The following is a 20762-nucleotide window of genomic DNA, read 5'->3' on the forward strand; positions in this document are numbered from 1 at the left end:
GCTCTAAAGAATGCCAAAATAGGCATTTTCTTTGACCAACTTAGATAAATCTCTAACCAACAATATAAGATAATCTTTAATATGAGTGTTACTGCTAATTCCGTTTGGAAAAATTGCTTGGCTTTTATCCAAGATAATATCCAACCGCAGGCATTCAAAACATGGTTTGAGCCTATCAAACCAGTGAAATTATCTGATAATGCATTAAGTATTCAGGTTCCCAGTAAGTTCTTCTACGAATGGCTGGAAGAACACTATGTAAAGTTACTTAAGGTTGCACTCACCAAAGAACTTGGAGAAAATGCAAAGCTGGTGTATATCATTAAGATGGAGAATACCTATGGCAACAGAGAACCTTTTACTGAACAAATTCCAAGTTCTAACAGGGGTAGTGTTAATCCTCAGGAAATGGATGTTCCTATAAAATCTAAAAATCCGGAATTAAAAAATCCTTTTGTAATCCCGGGTATACGAAATATAAAGATAGAATCTCAGCTTAACCCTAATTACAATTTTGATAATTTCCTGGAAGGTGATTCCAACAGGCTGGCAAGATCTGCCGGTATGGCTGTCGCCAACAAACCTGGTGGAACTTCTTTTAATCCTCTTTTAATATTTGGAGGTGTAGGGCTGGGCAAGACACATCTGGCACATGCAATAGGTGTTGAAATTAAAGATAAATATCCGGAACGCACTGTGCTCTATATATCTGCTGAAAAATTCACACAACAGTATATTGAATCTGTAAAGAAAAACACTAGAAATGATTTCATTCATTTTTATCAGTTAATCGACGTACTCATAATTGATGATGTGCAATTCTTATCAGGGAAATCGGGAACACAAGATGTTTTCTTTCATATTTTCAATCATTTACACCAAAATGGAAAACAAGTTATTCTAACTTCAGATAAGGCACCTGTAGACATGCAGGATATTGAACAGCGTTTACTTTCCCGATTTAAATGGGGATTATCCGCGGAGCTTCAAAACCCTGATTATGAAACCCGCATATCCATTTTAAGAAACAAACTATACAGAGATGGTGTTGAAATGCCCGATGACATAGTTGAATATGTTGCCAAACATATAAAGACAAATATTAGAGAATTAGAAGGTGCTATAATTTCCCTTATTGCCCAATCTTCCTTCAATAAGAAAGAAGTTACTCTTGAATTGGCACAACAGGTAGTTGAAAAATTTGTAAAAAACACAAAAAGGGAAGTTTCCATAGACTATATACAAAAAGTTGTTTCTGATTACTTTGAAATGGATGTAGCCACATTGCAATCCAAAACAAGGAAACGACATATCGTTCAAGCGCGACAGTTGGCTATGTTTTTTGCCAAAAAATTCACCAAAGCTTCGTTGGCAAGTATCGGTTCACAGATTGGTAAAAGGGATCATGCAACCGTACTTCACGCATGCAAAACGGTGGATAATCTGGCCGAAACGGATAAGCAGTTTAGAAAATACATCGAAGATCTAACAAAGAAATTTTCCTGATCAAGTTATGCAAACAAAGGTTCTTATGGTATGCCTGGGTAATATCTGCAGGTCCCCATTAGCCGAAGGCATATTAAAATCAAAAACCGATTCGCAGTTTGTGCTGGTTGATTCTGCCGGTACCGCGGGATATCATATTGGAAATAATCCTGATCAAAGGTCTATTGCCGTTGCAAAAAAATATGGAATAGATATATCCGGACAAAGATGCCGAAAATTCAGTTATATCGATTTTGCTCAATTTGACATTATTTATGCTATGGACTTAAATAATTACAATGACATCATGGCTTTGACTAATGATGAAAATGAAATTGAAAAGGTAAAACTTTTATTGGAAGAGGGAGGTTCATCTGTAAAAGAAGTCCCCGATCCATATTATGGCGGAGCAGATGGTTTTGAAGAGGTTTATAATCTTATAAATGAAGCCTGTAGTGTGATTGCTGAAAAATTAAATTCAAAACGGAGTTCACAAAATGCAAATTAATACTTCACAAGGCAAGTTATATATGATCCCAACTACTCTGGGTGAAAATGAACCTCTGGAAGTGTTGCCGATTTCTATTAAGAGAATAATAGAAGAGATTGATTATTATATCGTAGAGAATGAAAAAACTGCAAGACGATTTATTAAAAAAATTAGTCCCAGAAAATCACAACCCAATTTAAACATCGCTCTTCTTAATAAATTTACAGATGCAGCAACCATTCCCTCTTTCCTTGATCCCTGTTTAGAAGGTAATAATGTGGGGGTTTTGTCTGAAGCCGGCTGCCCGGGAATTGCTGATCCAGGGTCTGAAGTAGTCCGAATTGCTCACCAGAAAGGAATAGCAGTAGTGCCCCTCGTTGGACCCTCTTCTATAATCTTAGCTCTTATGGCAAGCGGTCTAAATGGTCAAAATTTTGCATTCAACGGTTATCTGCCTATTGAAACCGCAGAACGTAAAAAAGCTATTAAGAGATTTGAAAAAATTTCCAGGGAAAATAATCAAAGTCAGCTATTTATAGAAACTCCATATAGAAATAATAATCTGCTGGAGGAGTTTGTTAAAACACTTTCAAAAAATACCCGGCTTTGTGTAGCAACTGATATTACATTACCCACAGAGTTTATTGTAACAAAATTAGCTGGTAATTGGATACCGGAATCCGTTGAACTTCATAAAAGGCCCACAATTTTTATTATTCAGGCCTAAAAACCCTCACCTTAACACCAGGGATTTTGTATATCTCGGTTTTATAACTCAATTATACTCTAGGGTTCCGAATTGCTGATATCTCAGAAATATCATATCCCGAAAACTTCTGTAGGTAATCCGCAAGACTCGTCCCATAGGCATCCTTGACATCCTCCCTGCCATTGGAGTATAAATACTTTATTACGTTACCCGGACCTGCTAAATGCGCAGCTGCTAATATTCCGGATTCTGTTATTTCAACGCCCTTGACTTTTTTACCCACAAAATATTTGATGTATTTACGTAATATCCATTTGTTCCGAGAAATATTGGTGTAAAATACTTTCTCCTGCAAACTTGGGTCGTTAATAAATTTGGTAGCACTATAAACACCCATTAATTGCAGGGTTCCTATACCAAATTGATACTTACCCAGATAGCCCAGGGTATTTATTATAAAGTAATTTCCTCGAGACTCTCTGAACGCGAGTGCCTCTTTGAATCCTATATAACAACTTCCTAAAAAGGGAGGTGTTACAAAGGATGATTTGAAAGTTGTTCTGTTTTTGGGGAACAGAACTAGCGTAGGTTCCTTTACTTTTAGGGTTTCGGGGACATTAACTTCAGACTTCGTTGTAAACCCAAAACTAACTAAAACTAAAATCATGATAAGTGGACAAGTTATAAATGGCCACTTCTTCATATTTGTGTTTTCTTAAGACTAACTACCAAAAAAAGGATGATATGCTTAAATTACTAATACAAAGATATAGCAGATTTGTACGAATATTCCTTAGAATAGCTTAAAAGACCTCTTTATTTGATGAGTTGCTCAAAATTTTGGGTGAATTGCCTACCGGTTAATATTTTGTTCGTTTATCCATCGGATGTATTGCGTTTTATTCCGGTTATGCTGCGCGAGGTTTTTGGCAAACTTATGGTATCCAAAGTCTTCAACGTTCGCAACCATATAATAATAATCATGTTTTTCCGGGTTTAGAACGGCATCTATAGAAGAGATATCGGGCATTGTTATTGGGCCGGGAGGAATGCCCGCATATTTATAGGTATTATAGGGTGAATTAAGCTCTAAATCCTTGTATAATACTCGTTTGATTACCGTATCAAAGTTACCAAGTTCACGCTTTAATGCGTAGATTACAGTGGGGTCTGCCTGCAGTAACATATTCTTTTTCAGCCTATTAAGATATAATCCCGCAACCCTTGGTCTCTCATTAACCTTGGCTGTTTCCTTTTGAACAATTGAAGCCAGGGCAATTACTTGTTCTTGCGTCAAATTCAATACTCCTGCTTTCTTTAGTCTGTCGTCATTCCAAAAACGAAGATATTCCTTCCGCATTCTAACACGAAAATCCGTCGCGGACGTATTCCAAAAAAATTCATAGCTGTTGGGAATATAAAGTGATAGCCCTGCATCTGCTGTTAATCCATTCTCTTGCAGAAATCCAGTGTCGGTGAAAGCTTTTAATAAAGAAAGACTATCTGCCTCAATTTGGGTAGAAATTCTTCCCGCCAATTTTTCCAAAGTTTCTTGATTATTGAAAGAGACATTGACAGGAATATTATTACTTCTTAAAGAATTAACAATCTCATTGTTGTTCATTCCTTTCTTTAAAATATATTTTCCTGGTTTTATATGGTCAATATAATTTTTCCGTTTTGCCACCGCTTCGAAAGTCTCTATATTAGATAAAAGCGGTGCAACCAGACTCTTTAACTCATCATATGAGCTGCCCGTTGGAACATAAATATAAGCTTCCTTATTATTAAAGGCTGTATTAGGCGAAAAAAGAGCATTATATATTAAATAGGCAAAGGCTCCTCCGGCAATCAGGCCAAGAAGCACAATGATCAATAAAATTTTTTTGATATACATTATTGGCCAAACTTTTGAAAAAGTAATTCATTTTTAAATTTTCCTCCCACAAGGACCCAGTCCTTTTTAACTCCTGCGAGCTCAAACCCCATCTTTTTGAATAGTTGTATACTCGCCTCATTCTCTTCACCTACATTTGCATATAGCTGGTTTAAATTCAGCACAGTAAAAGCATAATCACATAGTAAAGAGACAGCTTCGGAACCGTAACCATTGTTGCGATCCGACTCATCCAGAATTACAATCCCAATTCCCGCTCTTCTGTGTTTGGGATCAAAATCAAATAGATCGATTAACCCGATTACTTTGTTCAGTTCGTTGCAGATAGCAAGACGTAACTGTTTTACTTCATAAATATCTCTGTGTGCATTATCCAGATATAATTTGAGTACATGTCTGGAATATGGTGTTATAGTGCCACTAATTTCCCAGATCTCGGAATTATTTTCCAGTTCGTATAAAAATTCCAAATCTCCAGGTTCCAATGCCCGTAATTTGGTTTGTTTGCCCTTTAAAATCAAATCTCTATTGTTCCTTTAAATACCTGTTTAGCCGGACCATCCAGCCGTATATTTTCATATCCCTCCGAGCCTTTGTTAAATCTAATTGATAAATCTCCACCCTTAGTAAAAATATTTAACTTCTCACTATTTGTCTTTCCCCAATAATGCATCCCCAAAGCTACTGCAGTGACCCCTGTTCCGCAGGACAATGTTTCATTTTCCACTCCCCTTTCATAAGTTCGTACCGAAAAATCGTTGTCTGAAGTTTGTTCAACGAAATTTATATTGCTCCCGCCTTCTCCATAAATTCCATATCGTAGCTTTGCTCCTTCTTCCACTACGTTATAAGAATCTAAATTAGAAACCATCTGAACATGATGGGGAGAACCGGTATTTAAAAAAAGACAATTAGGTTTTGCCATAATTTCGGTCACATTTTGCATCTGTAAGCTAATAATACCATCATCAATGGTGGCATGGTGCAAACCATCTGCTGCATTAAATTCTGCATTTTTAGCAACAATGCCAAGGAATTGGGCAAATGCCACAATACATCTTCCCCCATTGCCGCACATGCTCCCGGGATTTCCATCAGAATTATAATATACCATCTTAAAATCCAATGAATTATCTTCTTCCAACAAGATTAATCCATCTGCTCCGATACCGAAACGTCTGTCACATAGAAATGAAATTAATTTGTTGTCAGCTTTGGGAAATTCTCCAATCCGATTATCAATCATGATAAAATCATTACCCGTTCCCTGATATTTATAAAATGTAACTGTCATAGCGAATGCAAGTAACAAAGATATGACTTTATTTGAGCAATTTTAATGAGTTAAAAAGTCGTTAAATGGAAATATTTAGATTTAAAAATCAAGTACTTTTACTTTATAAATTTAAAAATCATTTATTTATGAAAAGATTTGGAAGTTTATTAGTAGTGGCCATTTTTGCTGGGGTGATCACCCTTACTTCTTATAAGATGTTTTTTGAAAAAACAAATTACACGGTTGTTACGGATAGTTCAGAGATGCCAGTAATAACTACTAGCAACAAGCCTACATCTTTTAAAGGAAATGGTATTAATGAAGTTGATTTCACTATTGCCGCGGAAAATACCGTTAACGCAGTTGTGCATGTTAAAAACCTTACTTTAAACAGCAGCCCGGGAAGCTTATTGGATTTTTTCTATGGTTCTGAAAGTCGTCAAATTCCTCAGGTCGGCACTGGTTCCGGGGTTATTATTTCCCCAGATGGATATATAGTAACCAATAATCATGTGATTGCCAAGGCTAATGAGATTAGAATTACATTGAACAATAATAAGACCTATGAGGCGGAAATTATCGGCTCTGATCCTAATACCGATATTGCATTACTAAAAATTGATGTGAATGAGAACCTCCCTTATCTTGCTTTTGGTGATTCGGATGAAGCCAAAATTGGGCAATGGGTTTTAGCGGTTGGTAATCCTTTTAATCTAACATCAACAGTAACAGCAGGAATAGTAAGCGCCAAAGCCAGAGATTTGGGCAGAGATCAATCTTTTATACAAACAGACGCCGCGGTTAATCCAGGTAATAGCGGGGGCGCATTAGTTAATACCAATGGTGATCTAATTGGCATAAACACTGCGATTACTTCACAAACCGGCTCCTATGTTGGCTACTCTTTTGCAGTTCCTAGTAATATTGCCAAAAAGGTAGTTGAGGATATTATGGAATACGGAAACGTTCAGAAAGGAATACTCGGTATAACTACTCCACGTCTTAGCACTCCCTATGCGGTAAATAATGGCATAAATGAAATTGATGGTGTATATATTAATGGTGTGGAAGAGGATTCCGGGGCAGATGACGCTAATTTAAGGTCAGGAGATATTATAAAGATGGTAGATAATATTAAAGTACGGAAATTTGCCGATTTAACCGGTTATGTATCCACCAAAAGACCGGGAGATAGAATTCAAGTTACAATTGATCGAAATGGAGAAGATATTGTAATACCGGTTGAACTAAAGGAAAGGCAATCTATTATTGTTCCGGTTATGGGTCTCCGGGTTAAAAACTTATCAGAGAAAGACAAAGAAATATTTAATACCAAAGTCGGTGTAAAGATTACCGGGGTACCGGAGACCTACAGGGGATACGGGCTAAATGGAAAAGTTATTTTAGAAATTGATGATGAAAAAGTAAATGATATTTATGAAGCGAAAAACATCTTTGGCGCTATCTCCAGATATGACAAAACAGTAATAACCCTTATCGATAAAAATGGGGAGAAAGAACGAATAGTTTTTCAATAAAGAAGTTACTTTTAGTACCATAAAAAGCACTCCAAACTGAGTGCTTTTTTATTTGTATTTTCCTTATGTGATGCCATCAGAATTCAATAATTTTGCCCTTAAATAAAAAAACATAGATGAGCCCAATCAAATCTTATGAAAAAGAGCTTGCTTTTCAGGCTGATAGAAGAAAAGCCACAACGGAATTCATCAAAATTATAAGTGATCTATGGTATGACAAAGCGATTGAAATAGTGCTTTTTAAGAACCAGGTAATTGATAAAAATGTAAGTGATATAATAAACCTTCACGAATACGCTGGTGAATTTGTACAAAAACCGATTTCTATCTTTGATTCAGTAGAATTATTACGTGCTATTAATGATATTAATTTGCCCCCATCCAAGATAGATATAGGAAAACTTACCTACGAGTACCATTCAGATAATAATAATTTTCACGACGTTAAGACATTTATTCTTTATAAATTAAAAGATGCCAATAATTCCAAAGAAATTAAACCAAAGGATGTAGTACTCTACGGTTTTGGCAGAATAGGAAGGCTAATAGCAAGAGAGCTCATGGCTAAAACAGGTAAAGGCAATCAGCTAAGACTTAGGGCCATAGTTACCCGGGGAGAGCTAACTGAGGAAATTCTGGAGAAAAGGGCCACATTATTAAAAACGGATTCTGTTCATGGTCAATTCACGGGAACCGTAGATTATGATATAGCTAAAAAGGCATTAGTTATAAATGGTACTACGGTGCATATTATTACTTCTGATAATCCTGAAAAAATAGACTATACAAAATATGGAATTAACGATGCTCTGATTATTGATAATTCAGGGGCCTTCAGGGATAAAAAATCATTGGAACGGCATTTGAAAGCATCAGGGGTCAGTAAAGTTCTGCTAACCGCACCAGGAAAAGAAATACCAAATATTGTACATGGTGTTAATCAATATGATTATGATCCGGATACTATTGATATCTATTCCGCTGCCTCATGCACAACTAATGCCATTACACCTATATTGAAGGTTATTGATGATTCACTAGGGATAAAAAAAGGACATTTAGAAACCATCCATGCATATACAAATGACCAAAACCTGGTTGATAATTTGCACGGTAAATACAGAAGGGGAAGAGCGGCTGCACTAAACATGGTAATAACGGAAACAGGGGCAGGAAGTGCAGTGGAAAAAGCTCTGCCAGCGCTGGAAGGTAAACTAACATCAAATGCAATAAGAGTGCCGGTTCCGAATGGTTCACTGGCTATACTGAACCTGGAGATCAAAAATAGAACATCGAAAGAAGCCCTAAATACCATAATAAAAAAGTATGCCTTGGAAGGTGATTTGGTAGAGCAAATCAAATATTCACTAAGCAATGAACTGGTTTCGACGGATATTGTTGGTACAGCCGCACCTTCTATTTACGACAGTAATGCAACTATAGTATCCGCTGATGGTAAAAATATTGTGCTATATGTCTGGTATGATAATGAGTTTGGGTATTCTCATCAAGTAATCAGATTAGCAAAATATATAGCAAAAGTGAGACGATACACGTACTATTAATAAGGTTTCTAAACAGTTAATACAGCTATTAGAATTTTGAATAATTATTTATGATAGTCGAATTTTTTTTATTAATTAATATTATTAGATTACTTTAGTTCTCTCTCTGAATCATATATTAATACTTAGAATTATTTTAATGAAAGGTTTTAGCAAAATTTATATTGTAATCGCTTTCCTGACATGTAACCTACATTATGCACAACAGAGTGCCCAGCAGGAAGAACTGTCTTTAGATAGTGGTTCTATAGAAAGTCAGTTTGAATATTTATACAAAAAATCTGGTAACTATAATGCCGAAGGAAAAAGATATGAGGTTGTTCGTATTATCAACCTCGATAAACTCAAGAAAAATGTTCTTGATTCCTTAAATGCCTTAAATAAAAAGGAAATTGAGCTAAAAAATACTATAAGTAACCACGAAGCCACTATTAGTTCCCTAAATAGTAAATTAAAAGAAACCACTGATAACCTTTCAGCGGTAACCAATGAAAAAGACAGTATGTCCTTATTAGGGGCACAGGTTTCCAAGGGTACTTATAATGTTATTCTGTGGACCTTAATTATTGGCTTACTTCTGTTATTCTTTTTGTTTGTTTATAAGTTTCGAAGAAGCAATATCCTGACTCAGGAGGCGAAGGGCAATTTAAGAGAACTGGAAACTGAATATGAGGATCACAGGCGCAGGGCCCTGGAAAGAGAACAAAGGATAAGCAGGCAACTCCAGGACGAAATTAATAAATACAAAAAATCAAAATAAAAAAAAGCTCCTTTAGGGAGCTTTTTTTAGCATAATACATCATGATCAATATTATTCAGGCTAAAGAAGAGCATATTCCAATATTGATTCCACTTTTGGATAAATACAGAATATTCTACGGCCAGAATTCAGACGAGCAGGGTGCCCAAAAATTTTTGGAAGCAAGAATAAAGAATAAGGATTCTATCATTTTTATAGCATTTTACGACGGCTCTCCAGCTGGTTTTACCCAATTGTATTCTTCTTTTTCCACCGTAAGCCTTAGACCCATATTTATTTTAAATGATTTATATGTATATAATGAATTTAGAAAAAAAGGTGTTGGGGCAGAATTATTGATCAGCGCCAAAGATTATTGCATGTTGTTTGATTATAAAGGATTGGCCCTGGAAACTGCAATAAACAATCCTGCACAAAATTTATATGAGCGTCTGGGTTGGAAAAAAAACACCTCCTCTCTCCATTATTTTTGGGAGGCGAAATAGGTAGATTAAACTAGAACAAGAATAACTCTTATGAGAATAGATATTATTACTGTCTTACCGGAATTATTAAAAAGCCCTTTTGAGGCGTCTATATTGAAGCGTGCAATAGATAAGAAACTGGTAGAAATACACCTGCATAACTTAAGGGATTATACAGATAAAAGCTATAACCAAGTTGATGATTACCAATTCGGGGGTGGAGCAGGTATGGTTTTAATGATTGAACCTATTGATAAATGTATCAGTGCCCTTAAAAAAGAGCGACAGTACGATGAGATTATTTATATGACCCCTGATGGTGAGACCTTAAATCAAAAGATTTCAAATAGTCTGTCCTTATTAAAAAACATTATCATCCTATGTGGCCATTATAAAGGAGTTGATCAAAGAGTTAGAAATACTTTAATCACCAGGGAAATATCTATTGGAGATTATGTATTATCAGGAGGTGAATTGGGGGCAGCTGTGCTGTGCGACTCCATTATTCGTTTGCTTCCCGGCGTACTTAATGATGAAACCTCTGCCCTAACAGATACTTTTCAGGACAATTTATTGGCCCCGCCAGTATACACCCGACCCAGGGAATATAAAGGCCTGAAAGTTCCTGATATTCTATTAAGCGGCAACTTTCCTGAAATTGAAAAATGGCGGGAAGACCAGGCAATGGAAAGAACTTTAAAGCTCAGACCTGATTTACTACAGGAGTAAAAAATAGTATTTCCGTATAAATATTGCGTAAAATATATTGTAAGTAATAATTTAAAGACTATTTTTGCAATCGATTTGAAATCAACCTCTGACGAAGTCCGTGAATGTTGTTTTTGACTTAATTAAAATAAAAAGCAATGGAATCCTTAATAACATTTGTTGAAAACGAATTCGTTCCAAAAAAAGAATTTCCAAAATTTACTCCCGGTGATACAATTACCGTTTATTACGAAATAAAGGAAGGTGAAAAAACGCGAACCCAGTTTTTTAAGGGAGTAGTAATCCAAAGAAGAGGGACTGGTGCTACAGAAACATTTACTATTCGTAAAATGTCCGGCACTATTGGTGTTGAAAGAATATTTCCTGTAAACATGCCAGCTTTACAAAAAGTTGAAATTAACAAAAAAGGTAAAGTACGAAGAGCTCGTATATTTTACTTTAGAGGTCTTACAGGTAAAAAAGCCAGGATCAAAGAAATTCGTTCATAAGAAGTTCACAAAAGAAAAAGAAACCCTGATAAATATATCAGGGTTTTTTTATTGTTCAAACAATGCTTAATCTATTTCTTAGTGCTTTTTTTCTGGAAAGCCAAAATCGTTTTATTAATTATAGAAACGCAGTCTAAGAGTTGATCTTCTGTAATGACCAGGGGTGGTGCAAAACGAATGATATTTCCGTGAGTAGGTTTTGCAAGTAACCCATTTTCTTTCAATGCTAAACATATTTCCCAGGCAGTAGAGCTGTCTTCATTGTCATTAATGACAATCGCATTTAAAAGTCCTTTGCCACGTACCAGTTTCACAAGTGCGCTTTTTTCTATTAATTTTCTCATTTCGGAACGGAATATTTTTCCTAGGTAATACGCATTTTCAGCCAGATTTTCGTTTTTGACCACTTCTAAGGCTGCAATAGCAACTGCACAGGCCAAAGGGTTTCCTCCAAATGTAGAACCGTGATTACCGGGTCTAATGACATCCATTATATCATTATCAGCCAGAACAGCGGATACAGGGAAAACACCTCCGGACAAAGCTTTTCCTAAAATCAATATATCAGGTTTCACTTCCGGGGTACCGTTACATAGCTTATCAGTACAGGAACAATTACCACAAGTAGCCAGTAAACGGCCCGTTCTTGCAACACCTGTCTGCACTTCATCCGCAACAAACAAAACATTCTTTTGCTTGCATAGATTATACGCTTCCTTTAGGTAATCGTCATCCGGAACATAAACACCGGCCTCTCCCTGTATTGGTTCAACCATAAAAGCGGCAACATTTTCATCCTCCAATGCCTCCCCTAGTGCATTTATATCATTATATCGGATTGAGAAAATCCCAGGAGTAAACGGACCAAAATTCTCTGTAGCTATTGGATCATTGGAGGCAGAAATAATGGAAATTGTACGACCATGAAAATTATTTTGGCATACAATTATTTTAGCCTGATTCGCATGAATCCCTTTTTTTTCATACCCCCATTTTCTGGCTAGTTTCATCGCAGTTTCCACCGCTTCCGCTCCTGTATTCATAGGTAATACCCTATCAAAACCAAAGTATTCGGTTACGTATTTCTCGTATTTACCGAGCATATCATTATAAAATGCTCTGGAAGTAAGAGTTAATTTTTCAGCCTGTTCTTTTAAGGCAGAAATAATGTGTGGGTGGCAGTGCCCTTGATTAACAGCTGAGTATGCGGATAAAAAATCATAATACTTCTTTCCTTCTACATCCCATACATATACTCCCTCACCCCTGTTTAAAACCACTGGTAATGGATGATAATTTTGTGCTCCGTATTTAGCTTCCAATGCTATGGCATTTTGGGAAGATATTTTTTCTAATACTGACATTTTTCGGACAATTTAGATAAAACTTTAGCTATTCCTTCTTTGGGAGAGAAATCATCCAATGCAGAAGCGCTAAATTACAAATTATGACGCTATTTATGAAATAAGCTATCCCTTCTTGTATTCCTTATTTTTCTATCCTTGCAAGAGTTGCAATTTGCAATTCCAATCGCTTGAGTTCACGAAGAATATCGTTCTTATCCATTTGCATCCAAACAAACAGCTTAAGCATTCCCATAGCTATCATACTCAAAAAACCAGCAGATGCCCATTTTATGAGTTCGTTAGTGTTCTCTGTACTAAAAAACCGGACAATACAATAAACGAATGCCATAAACATTAGTAAGTGTACCACATTCATAATAGCTGCCAACCATCCCAGTTTTCCCTTATAAACTTCTCCTATTTTACCCATAAGATTTTGTTCTTCCAGCTCATCGTAAAAAGCAGCCTCTTCTTTAGATAAAGTTTCTTTGATTAATTCGTCAATTTTTTCTGTCTTCTTATTCATGATTTCTGTTTTTTAAAATTGTTTTTAATTTTTCACGGGCATGGTATAGTCTTGATTTTACTGTCCCTGCTGATTTGTTCAAAATCTCACTGATTTCCTTGAGGGAATACTCCTCCAAATAAAACAACCGAAGAACAACTTGTTGATCTTGAGGCAAACCTTTAATAGCCGTATAAACTTTTGCAAGATCAGATTCTTTGTGGTCCAAATCATTATCCGTTTTCGGCTCTTTATAGTACTCCTTTAATTTTTCTCTATCTCTTTGATTTTTGTTTAAATAATCAATGGATTTTCTGGTGACAATCTGCATCGCCCAACTACCAAAACTGTCAGGTTTTTTTAAATTGGGTAGTTTTTTTATAATTAATCCCCAGCTGTCCTGAACAATATCTTTAGCTATATCTATATCATAAGTGAACCAATAAGCGTGGTTACACATTTTTGAATTATATCGCTTCACTAATAAGGAAAATGCCTTCTTATTCCCTGATCGATATTGCAAAACCAATAATCCTTCGAATATTTTTTTAGCGTTTCCCATTTCTTATTCTACACTAGAGACCGATTAATTCTAAAAAGGTTCAATTTTTTTGCCTTTTTTTCTTTAATTCCTCTTAAAGATAAGATTAAAGATTCGCCGTAAATAGTATTTTTGCGGCATGAGAAAAAGCAGGACCCGTCAGATTTTTGAGAATGTAGCCGTCATAGATGCAGGTGCCAAGGGAAAAGCCATTGGTAAAGCACCAGATGGCAGAGTTATTTTCATCTCCAACGCTGTACCAGGGGATGTTGTGGATGTTTGTACCACAAAAAAAAGAAAGGCTTATTTTGAGGGCGTAGCTACAACTTTTCACACCTTGTCTGATAAGCGTACGAAACCTGAATGTGAGCATTTTGGAACTTGTGGAGGATGCAAATGGCAACATATGGGTTACGAGCACCAATTATTCTACAAACAAAAAGAAGTTGAAAACAATTTAAGACGAATAGGTCATTTGGAAATTCCAGATATTACTCCAATAATTGGGTCTGATCAAAAATATTTTTACCGTAATAAAATGGAATTCTCATTTTCTGACAGCAGGTGGCTAACCCAGGAAGAGATCAATTCAAAAAATGAAATAACAGATAAAAATGCAATTGGTTTTCATATTCCGGGAATGTGGGATAAGATACTGGATATTAAAAAATGTCATTTACAATCAGATCCTTCCAATGACATACGCCTGGAAATAAAAAAATATGCTCTGTCAAATGAACTTAGCTTTTTTAATCCGAGAAATCAAAAGGGGCTTTTGCGAACACTGATGATAAGAACGTCATCTACTAAAGAAGTCATGGTCCTCATCCAATTCTATGATGATGATGAGAACAAACGAAATGGATTGTTAAATCACCTGAAGACTAAATTCCCACAAATTAACTCATTATTATATGTTATTAACCGCAAGGGTAATGACACAATTTATGATCAGGAAATTAACTGCCATTACGGTAAAGAATATATCTACGAACAAATGGAGGGTCTTAAATTTAAGATCACTGCAAAGTCGTTTTATCAGACCAATTCTCTTCAGGCCTATGAGCTTTACAAAGTAGTTAGAAAATTTGCAGGTTTAAATAAAACGGAGCTGGTTTATGACCTTTATACTGGAATAGGTACTATTGCACAATTTATTGCTGCTGAAGCTTATAAAGTTATAGGAATTGAGGCAATACCGGAAGCCATTTTAGCGGCCGAAACAAATGCTCAGGAGAATAACATTAACAATGTAACTTTTTTCTCAGGAGATATGAAAAACATACTTAGTGATGAGTTTGTGGTCGTTAACGGAAGACCAGACATAATAATAACTGATCCGCCGCGAGATGGGATGCATAAAGATGTGGTCAGTCAAATACTTGAAATTGCACCGGAAAAAATTGTTTATGTTAGCTGTAATAGTGCCACCCAGGCACGTGATCTGGAACTTATGAACGAGGCATATCAAATAAAAAAAATACAGCCGGTAGACATGTTTCCACAAACACATCACGTAGAAAATGTTGTACTTTTGGAAAAACGGATCCATTGATAAAGAAAGTCTGATATGCTTAATAAATTTACCAACTAGGTATGGAAAAAATAAGGATTCTCCTACTTGTTCTAATAGTGATTATTTCCTTTACTGCCTGTGAAAAAGACGATATCTGCGTGGATGGCAATACACCTCTACTGATCATTCGATTTTATGATAGTGAAAACCCGGGTGAATTGAAAGCCGTACCCAGTTTAAGAGTTGTTGGTTTAGGTCAATCTTCCACGGTTAACACATTTGCTGATAGAACTTCTTTAGATTCAATTGCGCTGCCTTTAAGAATAAATGAAGCCAACACCGGGTTTATATTGATTTCTGATTCAGCTGATGAAGACGACCTGGAAACAGGCAACAATGATACACTCACTTTTGACTATAGTACGCTGGAAGTTTTTATTTCGAGGGCCTGTGGTTATATTGCAAATTATGATGACTTAGGTGAATTACTTACTTCAGACAGTGAAAACTGGATCCAAAACATCGAAATAGTTTCGCCTTTAATACAACAGCAAGACAGCGCCCATGTTAAGATATTTCATTAGTTGTTTTTTTCTTTTCAGCTTCTGTTTAAGTGAAGCACAGTCGGATTCTTTGCAATTAGGTTCCAGAGATTCAACAAGTTTTGGCCAACGTTATGGACTGCGCATTGGTGTTGATTTAAGCAAACCGATTAGAGCACTTTTAGATAGTGATTATTCTGGCCTGGAATTCGTAGCGGACTATCGAATTACTAAAAAACTTTACATTGCAGCTGAGTTTGGTAACGAAGAAAAAACGAGTTTTGAAGCTCTTGAAAATATAGATGACATTAATAGAGTTGAGTTATATAACTATACTACCTCTGGAAGTTATGTTAAGCTTGGAGTTGATTTTAACACCTACGAGAATTGGTTCGGCATGACTAATGCTATAGTTTTTGGCGCCAGATATGCGGGAAGCTCTTTTAGCCAGACTTTAAATAATTATACAATTTATGACAGCAACAGGTATTGGAATCCAACTAATTTTGCTCCGGGATCTGGTTCGTCAGAAGAATTCAGCGGTTTAACTGCTACTTGGTTAGAGTTTCTTTTAGGAATTAAAGTTGAACTATTTGCAAATATATATCTTGGCGCCAGTGTTAGGCTCGCATATCTATTCACGAATAAAGAAGCTGATTTCTTACCAAACTTATGGATACCCGGTTTCAATAAGGTAAATGATAATAGTAAATTTGGAGCAGGATATAACTATTCCATTTCTTACTTCATCCCTTTATACAGGAAAAAGGCCAATAAAAAGAAGAATGAAAACCCTCCGGAAGAATAATTCAAATTTTCCTGATTTCTTTTGAATCAAAATACTTAAGTACAAAAGCTTTAATCTTAGGATTTATTTACTCGACCTGATTGTTGTATTTAGCTTTTTTACTACCCTTGTACATAACATACTTTACCAGGCGAGATTCCAAATGACTGTTAAATACTTTTATTTTCCGTGAAGGACGAAGCCCGACAAATTTTAAAGCTTCAAGGTTAGATGTAATGAACCATGCATCTGTTCCGGGATAATTTTTCTTTAAAGTATCCCCTATGTTCCCATAAAATTCTTCCATTTCAATATTTAACCGCTCTCCATAAGGAGGATTAAACACCATATGTAAATGGTTTTCTGTGAATTTTTCTGATTCAAAGAAATTTTTACGTTCAATAGAAATGTATTCTGAGAGATTGGCATTTTCTACATTATCAATTGCCTTTTGTACTGCCGAAGGTGCTTTATCATAACCAGTGATCTTATAATGAAACTCCCTTGTTTTATTTAGGCTACTTTCAACTATTTTCTCATAAAGTTCACTGTCAAAATCCTGCCATTTTTCAAATGCAAATTCCTTGCGATTTATATTTGCCGGTATATTGCATGCGATCATCGCCGCTTCTGTTAAGAATGTCCCACTGCCGCACATCGGATCTAAAAAATGAGACTGCCCATCCCATCCGCTTAAGAGAAGAAGCCCCGCTGCCAAAACTTCATTGATTGGAGCAATGTTGGTTGCTGTTCTGTAACCTCTTTGATGCAATGAGCGACCGGAAGTATCAAGGGATACATTACACTGGTTCATTTGGATGTGGATATTTAAACGTAATTCCGGAAACTTAATATCCACATCAGGTCGCTTACCAACAGTATCACGAAATTTATCTACTATGGCATCCTTTGTTTTTTGAGACACATAAAGTGAATGTGTAAAGTTTTCTGAATTAACCGTCGCATCAATGGCAAAAGTTATTTCCGGATTTAGGTATTTGGACCATTCCATCTCATATATCTTCTTATAAAGATCTGTTTCATCTTTTACATAGAATGAGTGAATAGGCTTTAATATCTTTATTGCGGTACGAAGACATAAATTGGCTTTATACATAAAACCGGTATCGCCTTCAAAAGAAACCATCCTTATGCCTTCAACAACATTTACCGCTCCCAGGTTTCGCAATTCCTTTGCTAATATTTCCTCAAAACCAAACATGGTCTTGGCAACCATTTTAAAATTATTACCCATAGTACATTTAAAGAATGCCACAAAAATACATTAATTTTATCCACATTGTTTTTCAGTAAACCTAATACCACTTAAATTAAACATGACTTATATTTTACTGATCATTGCTGTTCTATTAAGTTTTGGGTTTGTGGTCCTTACAAGACCTAAAAAGAAAGAAGGCCTTCGCTTGTTACTGGCATTCAGTGGTTCATTTTTATTAGCGCTTACACTTTTTGAACTTCTGCCGGAAGTCTACAAACAAGCTGATCCTAAGATAATTGGGATATTTATTATGCTTGGGATTCTCCTTCAGATTTTTTTAGAGTTCTTTTCAAAAGGTGCGGAACATGGTCATGTACATCTAAATAGCCAAGAAAGTAATTTTCCTTGGTTACTTTTTATAAGTCTTTGCCTTCATGCATTCTTAGAAGGTATTCCTATAAACGAGAACAATGATATAATATATGGCATTTTGGTTCATAAAGTACCAATAGCCATTATTCTAAGTATCTTCCTCGTAGGTTCCAAAATTAATATTTTCTATGGGTCATTGTTTATGGTATTCTTTTCTATAATGACACCTCTGGGAAGTTATGCAGCCTCAAAGTTCGATTTTATCTCAGATTATAGCGCTCCAATTACAGCATTAGTTATAGGTGTATTTCTCCATATTTCTACTGTTATCCTTTTTGAGAGCTCTGAAGGTCACACCTTCAATATTAGAAAGTTAACGGCCATTGTACTTGGAACAGCGATAGCATATTTTATCTAGATTACTGCAAAGGCAATATACAGCCAATGACTTATGGCACCGCCCAATACCATGAAATGCCATATGAGATGGTTATACGGTATACGTTTAAAAGCATAGAAAAAAATACCTGTTGTATAAAAAAAACCTCCCAGCATCAGTAAATAAAGGCCAGCTTTGGAGGTATTTGAAAGCAGATTTTGAAGGTCAAAAACTACCAACCAACCCATAAAAAGATATAGTATAAGAGACAACACCTCAAATTTTCCTGTAAAAAATAGCTTGAGCATCGTGCCTGCTATAGCAATTCCCCAAATAGTATAAAAAATTAACCATCCATTCCCATCCTCTAAAGTGATTAGGGCCACGGGTGTATAAGTCCCTGCTATTAAGTAGTAGATACATATATGATCCAAAACCCTGAGTTTCATCTTTACTGATTGGGTAGAAACATAATGATAAAGTGTCGATGCAAGGAACAGGAGGATTATTGAGATGCTATAAACAACTAGGGAGATAGTTGAATACTCAGTTTTTTGAGTATCAAACTTTAAAAGCAAATAGAATCCAATTATACCCAGTAAAATCCCAATTCCGTGGGATATGGCATTTAGCTTTTCTTCTTTGTGATAATCTATCTTCACTATTTATAGCGCTTTCCACGCTTTATAACCATATCCACGTCTTGCAATAAACTAATATATCTCAAAACGTCTCCATTTACAGCAATAATATCTGCGTATTTACCTGGGGTTATGGTCCCCACTTCATCCGCCACTCCCATCCATAAGGCCGGCCAGTAAGTTGCAGATCTAATAGCATACATGGGGTCTATTCCAAATTCATTAACCCAAACATCTAATTCATTCCAGGTAGATTGACTATGAAATTTTGTTGGTATTCCACTATCAGTACCGACGAGAAGAACAACACCTGCATCAAGTAATTGGTTAATTTTAGTTTTTAATGTAGGTTTTCTAGAAGGTGTCAATTGATAATAAGGTAGTCTATCCGGGTGAGCCAGACTTCTCTTAATATCGGTTACAATACTATCTGGTAGCCCAAGATGCCAGGAATCATTATCCAGTTTTTCTGGGTTATCACGGACATATTCATAATTATATAGACCTTCAACTGTTGGACACCAGAAAAGGGGTCCCATATTCATTTGAGCGGTTCTCTCTTTAATCATTTCCATGATATCATCCGGGTATTTGGGTGCGGAAGACAATCCGGTATGTTCAAAACAATCCACATTTACCTCCAATCCTCTTCTAATTTCTTCCGGCCTATGCCCATGTGCCACAACTTTTAAATTATTTTTATGGGCTTCATCCACAACAGCCCTTAGCTCTTCCATAGTCATTTGGTCCTGATCAATAAGTTTGATGACATCTACCCCTGCATCGGCTAACTTTCGAATTTTTTTTCTTCCATCCTCAGGGCTGTCCACCCCCCATCTAAAATCTTCTGTCCCTGGATAGGGTTTATGCTGAATAAAAGGTCCCGAAACATAAAGAGTGGCACCGGGGATTTCTCCGTTATTAATCGCGTCTCTTACCGCTATACTCTCTTTAAGAGGGGCTCCTAAATCCCTGGCACTGGTAACTCCGGCCATGAGTAATTGATGGGCAGAAGATGGCATAATAACATCTCCAAATAGTGGAGGATAGGTTTTATCCCAATAGGCATAGTCGGCGTGGCCATTGATCATGGTATGGACATGCATATCCCATAGGCCAGGAAGTACTGTCATTCCTTCTGTAGAAATAATTTCTGCATTGGCCGGTATGGTGATGTTACCTTTTGTTCCTACGTTCTTTATTTTTTGGCCTTCAATGATGATAACACTATTTTTAATTGGATCAGAACCGAACCCATCAATAAGAGTTCCACCAACTAAGGCTTTAATTTTATTTTCTTGAGAAGAAATTATTAATGTAAATAGGCAGATTATTATTGTCAGTGCTTGTTTGTGCATCGTTTTGTTTCTTTTTATAAAGATAGGAAAAACATATAGTGTGTTTTTACTTTTTTGGTGAGCCAGAAGAGAAATTATTGATCAAAAAAAAGGATCCCGACCAAATGAATGATCGGGATCCTCGAAGAAGGCGGCGGCCTACTCTCCCACCAGTT

General features: G+C 36.1%; 23 protein-coding genes. 13 read left to right on the top strand and 10 right to left on the bottom strand.

Annotated elements, in window-relative coordinates:
* Nucleotides 1–81: 81 nt before the first annotated feature.
* The 3 genes from dnaA to Q0874_RS11210 are packed head-to-tail and all read left to right on the top strand — an operon-like array spanning nt 82 to nt 2702.
* Nucleotides 82–1506 (top strand): chromosomal replication initiator protein DnaA, encoded by a 1425-nt coding sequence (dnaA, locus tag Q0874_RS11200; protein ID WP_299163168.1) that lies wholly within the window; start codon nt 82–84, stop codon nt 1504–1506.
* Nucleotides 1507–1513: 7 nt separating this feature from the next.
* Nucleotides 1514–1993, top strand: coding sequence for a low molecular weight protein-tyrosine-phosphatase (locus Q0874_RS11205; RefSeq protein WP_299163169.1), 480 nt, complete (start codon nt 1514–1516; stop codon nt 1991–1993).
* Nucleotides 1983–2702, top strand: coding sequence for an SAM-dependent methyltransferase (locus tag Q0874_RS11210; protein ID WP_299163171.1), 720 nt, complete (start codon nt 1983–1985; stop codon nt 2700–2702). The genes Q0874_RS11205 and Q0874_RS11210 overlap by 11 nt, the downstream gene beginning before the upstream one ends.
* Before the next feature lie 52 nt (nt 2703–2754).
* Here the strand turns inward: Q0874_RS11210 and Q0874_RS11215 are convergent, their stop codons facing one another.
* The 4 genes from Q0874_RS11215 to dapF all read right to left on the bottom strand — a co-directional run bounded on the left by Q0874_RS11215 (nt 2755) and on the right by dapF (nt 5875).
* The gene (locus Q0874_RS11215) at nt 2755–3351 is read right to left on the bottom strand and encodes a hypothetical protein (protein ID WP_299163173.1); all 597 of its coding nucleotides are present in this window, start codon (nt 3349–3351) and stop codon (nt 2755–2757) included.
* Nucleotides 3352–3537: 186 nt separating this feature from the next.
* Nucleotides 3538–4581, bottom strand: coding sequence for an endolytic transglycosylase MltG (gene mltG, locus Q0874_RS11220; RefSeq protein WP_299163175.1), 1044 nt, complete (start codon nt 4579–4581; stop codon nt 3538–3540).
* Complete coding sequence (locus Q0874_RS11225; RefSeq protein ID WP_299163178.1) at nt 4581–5102, bottom strand: GNAT family N-acetyltransferase; 522 nt, start codon at nt 5100–5102, stop codon at nt 4581–4583. The genes mltG and Q0874_RS11225 overlap by 1 nt, the downstream gene beginning before the upstream one ends.
* Complete coding sequence (gene dapF / locus Q0874_RS11230) at nt 5099–5875, bottom strand: diaminopimelate epimerase (protein ID WP_299163181.1); 777 nt, start codon at nt 5873–5875, stop codon at nt 5099–5101. The genes Q0874_RS11225 and dapF overlap by 4 nt, the downstream gene beginning before the upstream one ends.
* A 128-nt stretch (nt 5876–6003) precedes the next feature.
* Here dapF and Q0874_RS11235 point away from each other — a divergent pair, with 128 nt between their 5' ends.
* The 6 genes from Q0874_RS11235 to rplS all read left to right on the top strand — a co-directional run bounded on the left by Q0874_RS11235 (nt 6004) and on the right by rplS (nt 11401).
* Nucleotides 6004–7395: a trypsin-like peptidase domain-containing protein gene (locus Q0874_RS11235; RefSeq protein WP_299163183.1), complete on the top strand. Its 1392-nt coding sequence runs from the start codon at nt 6004–6006 to the stop codon at nt 7393–7395.
* A 116-nt stretch (nt 7396–7511) separates the two neighbouring features.
* A complete protein-coding gene (locus Q0874_RS11240; protein WP_299163185.1) occupies nt 7512–8960 on the top strand; it encodes a glyceraldehyde-3-phosphate dehydrogenase in 1449 nt (482 codons plus the stop codon).
* A 139-nt stretch (nt 8961–9099) separates the two neighbouring features.
* On the top strand, nt 9100–9720 hold the full coding sequence (locus Q0874_RS11245; RefSeq protein WP_299163188.1) for a tRNA (guanine-N1)-methyltransferase: 621 nt from the start codon (nt 9100–9102) through the stop codon (nt 9718–9720).
* A 41-nt stretch (nt 9721–9761) separates the two neighbouring features.
* The gene (locus tag Q0874_RS11250; protein WP_299163190.1) at nt 9762–10205 is read left to right on the top strand and encodes a GNAT family N-acetyltransferase; all 444 of its coding nucleotides are present in this window, start codon (nt 9762–9764) and stop codon (nt 10203–10205) included.
* A 30-nt stretch (nt 10206–10235) separates the two neighbouring features.
* On the top strand, nt 10236–10913 hold the full coding sequence (gene trmD, locus Q0874_RS11255; RefSeq protein WP_299163192.1) for a tRNA (guanosine(37)-N1)-methyltransferase TrmD: 678 nt from the start codon (nt 10236–10238) through the stop codon (nt 10911–10913).
* A 137-nt stretch (nt 10914–11050) separates the two neighbouring features.
* Nucleotides 11051–11401: a 50S ribosomal protein L19 gene (gene rplS / locus Q0874_RS11260; RefSeq protein WP_299163195.1), complete on the top strand. Its 351-nt coding sequence runs from the start codon at nt 11051–11053 to the stop codon at nt 11399–11401.
* A 71-nt stretch (nt 11402–11472) separates the two neighbouring features.
* Here rplS and rocD read toward each other — a convergent pair whose 3' ends face one another.
* The 3 genes from rocD to Q0874_RS11275 all read right to left on the bottom strand — a co-directional run bounded on the left by rocD (nt 11473) and on the right by Q0874_RS11275 (nt 13814).
* Entirely contained in the window at nt 11473–12765 is a 1293-nt protein-coding gene (gene rocD, locus Q0874_RS11265; protein WP_299163198.1) for an ornithine--oxo-acid transaminase, read from the bottom strand.
* 124 nt (nt 12766–12889) lie between these two features.
* Complete coding sequence (locus Q0874_RS11270; RefSeq protein WP_299163201.1) at nt 12890–13273, bottom strand: DUF6768 family protein; 384 nt, start codon at nt 13271–13273, stop codon at nt 12890–12892.
* Nucleotides 13266–13814: an RNA polymerase sigma factor gene (locus Q0874_RS11275; protein WP_299163203.1), complete on the bottom strand. Its 549-nt coding sequence runs from the start codon at nt 13812–13814 to the stop codon at nt 13266–13268. Before Q0874_RS11275 ends, Q0874_RS11270 begins: the two co-directional genes overlap by 8 nt.
* 118 nt (nt 13815–13932) lie before the next feature.
* Here Q0874_RS11275 and rlmD point away from each other — a divergent pair, with 118 nt between their 5' ends.
* From rlmD to Q0874_RS11290, 3 genes are read left to right on the top strand one after another with little or no spacing between them, the layout of a single operon-like run.
* Nucleotides 13933–15348 carry a 23S rRNA (uracil(1939)-C(5))-methyltransferase RlmD gene (rlmD, locus tag Q0874_RS11280; protein WP_299163206.1) on the top strand — a complete coding sequence of 472 codons (1416 nt, stop codon included), beginning with the start codon at nt 13933–13935 and terminating at the stop codon, nt 15346–15348.
* A 41-nt stretch (nt 15349–15389) separates the two neighbouring features.
* The gene (locus tag Q0874_RS11285; protein ID WP_299163209.1) at nt 15390–15893 is read left to right on the top strand and encodes a DUF6452 family protein; all 504 of its coding nucleotides are present in this window, start codon (nt 15390–15392) and stop codon (nt 15891–15893) included.
* Nucleotides 15874–16659: a DUF6048 family protein gene (locus Q0874_RS11290; protein WP_299163212.1), complete on the top strand. Its 786-nt coding sequence runs from the start codon at nt 15874–15876 to the stop codon at nt 16657–16659. The genes Q0874_RS11285 and Q0874_RS11290 overlap by 20 nt, the downstream gene beginning before the upstream one ends.
* Before the next feature lie 67 nt (nt 16660–16726).
* Here Q0874_RS11290 and Q0874_RS11295 read toward each other — a convergent pair whose 3' ends face one another.
* On the bottom strand, nt 16727–17893 hold the full coding sequence (locus tag Q0874_RS11295) for a THUMP domain-containing protein (RefSeq protein WP_299163214.1): 1167 nt from the start codon (nt 17891–17893) through the stop codon (nt 16727–16729).
* 82 nt (nt 17894–17975) lie between these two features.
* On the opposite strand from Q0874_RS11295, the gene Q0874_RS11300 reads away from it, so the two are divergent.
* Nucleotides 17976–18647, top strand: a complete 672-nt coding sequence (locus tag Q0874_RS11300; RefSeq protein WP_299163216.1) for a ZIP family metal transporter — start codon at nt 17976–17978, stop codon at nt 18645–18647.
* On the opposite strand, the gene Q0874_RS11305 is transcribed toward Q0874_RS11300, so the two are convergent.
* Together Q0874_RS11305 and Q0874_RS11310 are read right to left on the bottom strand one after the other, a co-directional pair.
* Nucleotides 18644–19270: a hemolysin III family protein gene (locus tag Q0874_RS11305; RefSeq protein ID WP_367275438.1), complete on the bottom strand. Its 627-nt coding sequence runs from the start codon at nt 19268–19270 to the stop codon at nt 18644–18646. The genes Q0874_RS11300 and Q0874_RS11305 overlap by 4 nt on opposite strands.
* Complete coding sequence (locus Q0874_RS11310) at nt 19270–20607, bottom strand: amidohydrolase family protein (RefSeq protein ID WP_299163219.1); 1338 nt, start codon at nt 20605–20607, stop codon at nt 19270–19272. Before Q0874_RS11310 ends, Q0874_RS11305 begins: the two co-directional genes overlap by 1 nt.
* Nucleotides 20608–20762 lie beyond the last annotated feature (155 nt).

The organism is uncultured Eudoraea sp., from assembly GCF_947490415.1.
Lineage (GTDB): Bacteria > Bacteroidota > Bacteroidia > Flavobacteriales > Flavobacteriaceae > Eudoraea.

What these genes read in the sequence shown, in the direction of transcription:
- Q0874_RS11210 (WP_299163171.1), top strand. Translation starts at nt 1,983, where the DNA reads ATGCAAATTAATACTTCACAAGGCAAGTTATATATGATCCCAACTACT.
- Q0874_RS11275 (WP_299163203.1), bottom strand. Translation starts at nt 13,814, where the DNA reads ATGGGAAACGCTAAAAAAATATTCGAAGGATTATTGGTTTTGCAATAT.
- rplS (WP_299163195.1), top strand. Translation starts at nt 11,051, where the DNA reads ATGGAATCCTTAATAACATTTGTTGAAAACGAATTCGTTCCAAAAAAA.
- rocD (WP_299163198.1), bottom strand. Translation starts at nt 12,765, where the DNA reads ATGTCAGTATTAGAAAAAATATCTTCCCAAAATGCCATAGCATTGGAA.
- rlmD (WP_299163206.1), top strand. Translation starts at nt 13,933, where the DNA reads ATGAGAAAAAGCAGGACCCGTCAGATTTTTGAGAATGTAGCCGTCATA.
- dapF (WP_299163181.1), bottom strand. Translation starts at nt 5,875, where the DNA reads ATGACAGTTACATTTTATAAATATCAGGGAACGGGTAATGATTTTATC.
- Q0874_RS11240 (WP_299163185.1), top strand. Translation starts at nt 7,512, where the DNA reads ATGAGCCCAATCAAATCTTATGAAAAAGAGCTTGCTTTTCAGGCTGAT.
- Q0874_RS11270 (WP_299163201.1), bottom strand. Translation starts at nt 13,273, where the DNA reads ATGAATAAGAAGACAGAAAAAATTGACGAATTAATCAAAGAAACTTTA.
- mltG (WP_299163175.1), bottom strand. Translation starts at nt 4,581, where the DNA reads ATGTATATCAAAAAAATTTTATTGATCATTGTGCTTCTTGGCCTGATT.
- Q0874_RS11245 (WP_299163188.1), top strand. Translation starts at nt 9,100, where the DNA reads ATGAAAGGTTTTAGCAAAATTTATATTGTAATCGCTTTCCTGACATGT.
- dnaA (WP_299163168.1), top strand. Translation starts at nt 82, where the DNA reads ATGAGTGTTACTGCTAATTCCGTTTGGAAAAATTGCTTGGCTTTTATC.
- Q0874_RS11290 (WP_299163212.1), top strand. Translation starts at nt 15,874, where the DNA reads ATGTTAAGATATTTCATTAGTTGTTTTTTTCTTTTCAGCTTCTGTTTA.
- Q0874_RS11215 (WP_299163173.1), bottom strand. Translation starts at nt 3,351, where the DNA reads ATGATTTTAGTTTTAGTTAGTTTTGGGTTTACAACGAAGTCTGAAGTT.
- Q0874_RS11295 (WP_299163214.1), bottom strand. Translation starts at nt 17,893, where the DNA reads ATGGGTAATAATTTTAAAATGGTTGCCAAGACCATGTTTGGTTTTGAG.
- Q0874_RS11300 (WP_299163216.1), top strand. Translation starts at nt 17,976, where the DNA reads ATGACTTATATTTTACTGATCATTGCTGTTCTATTAAGTTTTGGGTTT.
- Q0874_RS11235 (WP_299163183.1), top strand. Translation starts at nt 6,004, where the DNA reads ATGAAAAGATTTGGAAGTTTATTAGTAGTGGCCATTTTTGCTGGGGTG.
- Q0874_RS11285 (WP_299163209.1), top strand. Translation starts at nt 15,390, where the DNA reads ATGGAAAAAATAAGGATTCTCCTACTTGTTCTAATAGTGATTATTTCC.
- Q0874_RS11250 (WP_299163190.1), top strand. Translation starts at nt 9,762, where the DNA reads ATGATCAATATTATTCAGGCTAAAGAAGAGCATATTCCAATATTGATT.
- Q0874_RS11310 (WP_299163219.1), bottom strand. Translation starts at nt 20,607, where the DNA reads ATGCACAAACAAGCACTGACAATAATAATCTGCCTATTTACATTAATA.
- Q0874_RS11205 (WP_299163169.1), top strand. Translation starts at nt 1,514, where the DNA reads ATGCAAACAAAGGTTCTTATGGTATGCCTGGGTAATATCTGCAGGTCC.
- trmD (WP_299163192.1), top strand. Translation starts at nt 10,236, where the DNA reads ATGAGAATAGATATTATTACTGTCTTACCGGAATTATTAAAAAGCCCT.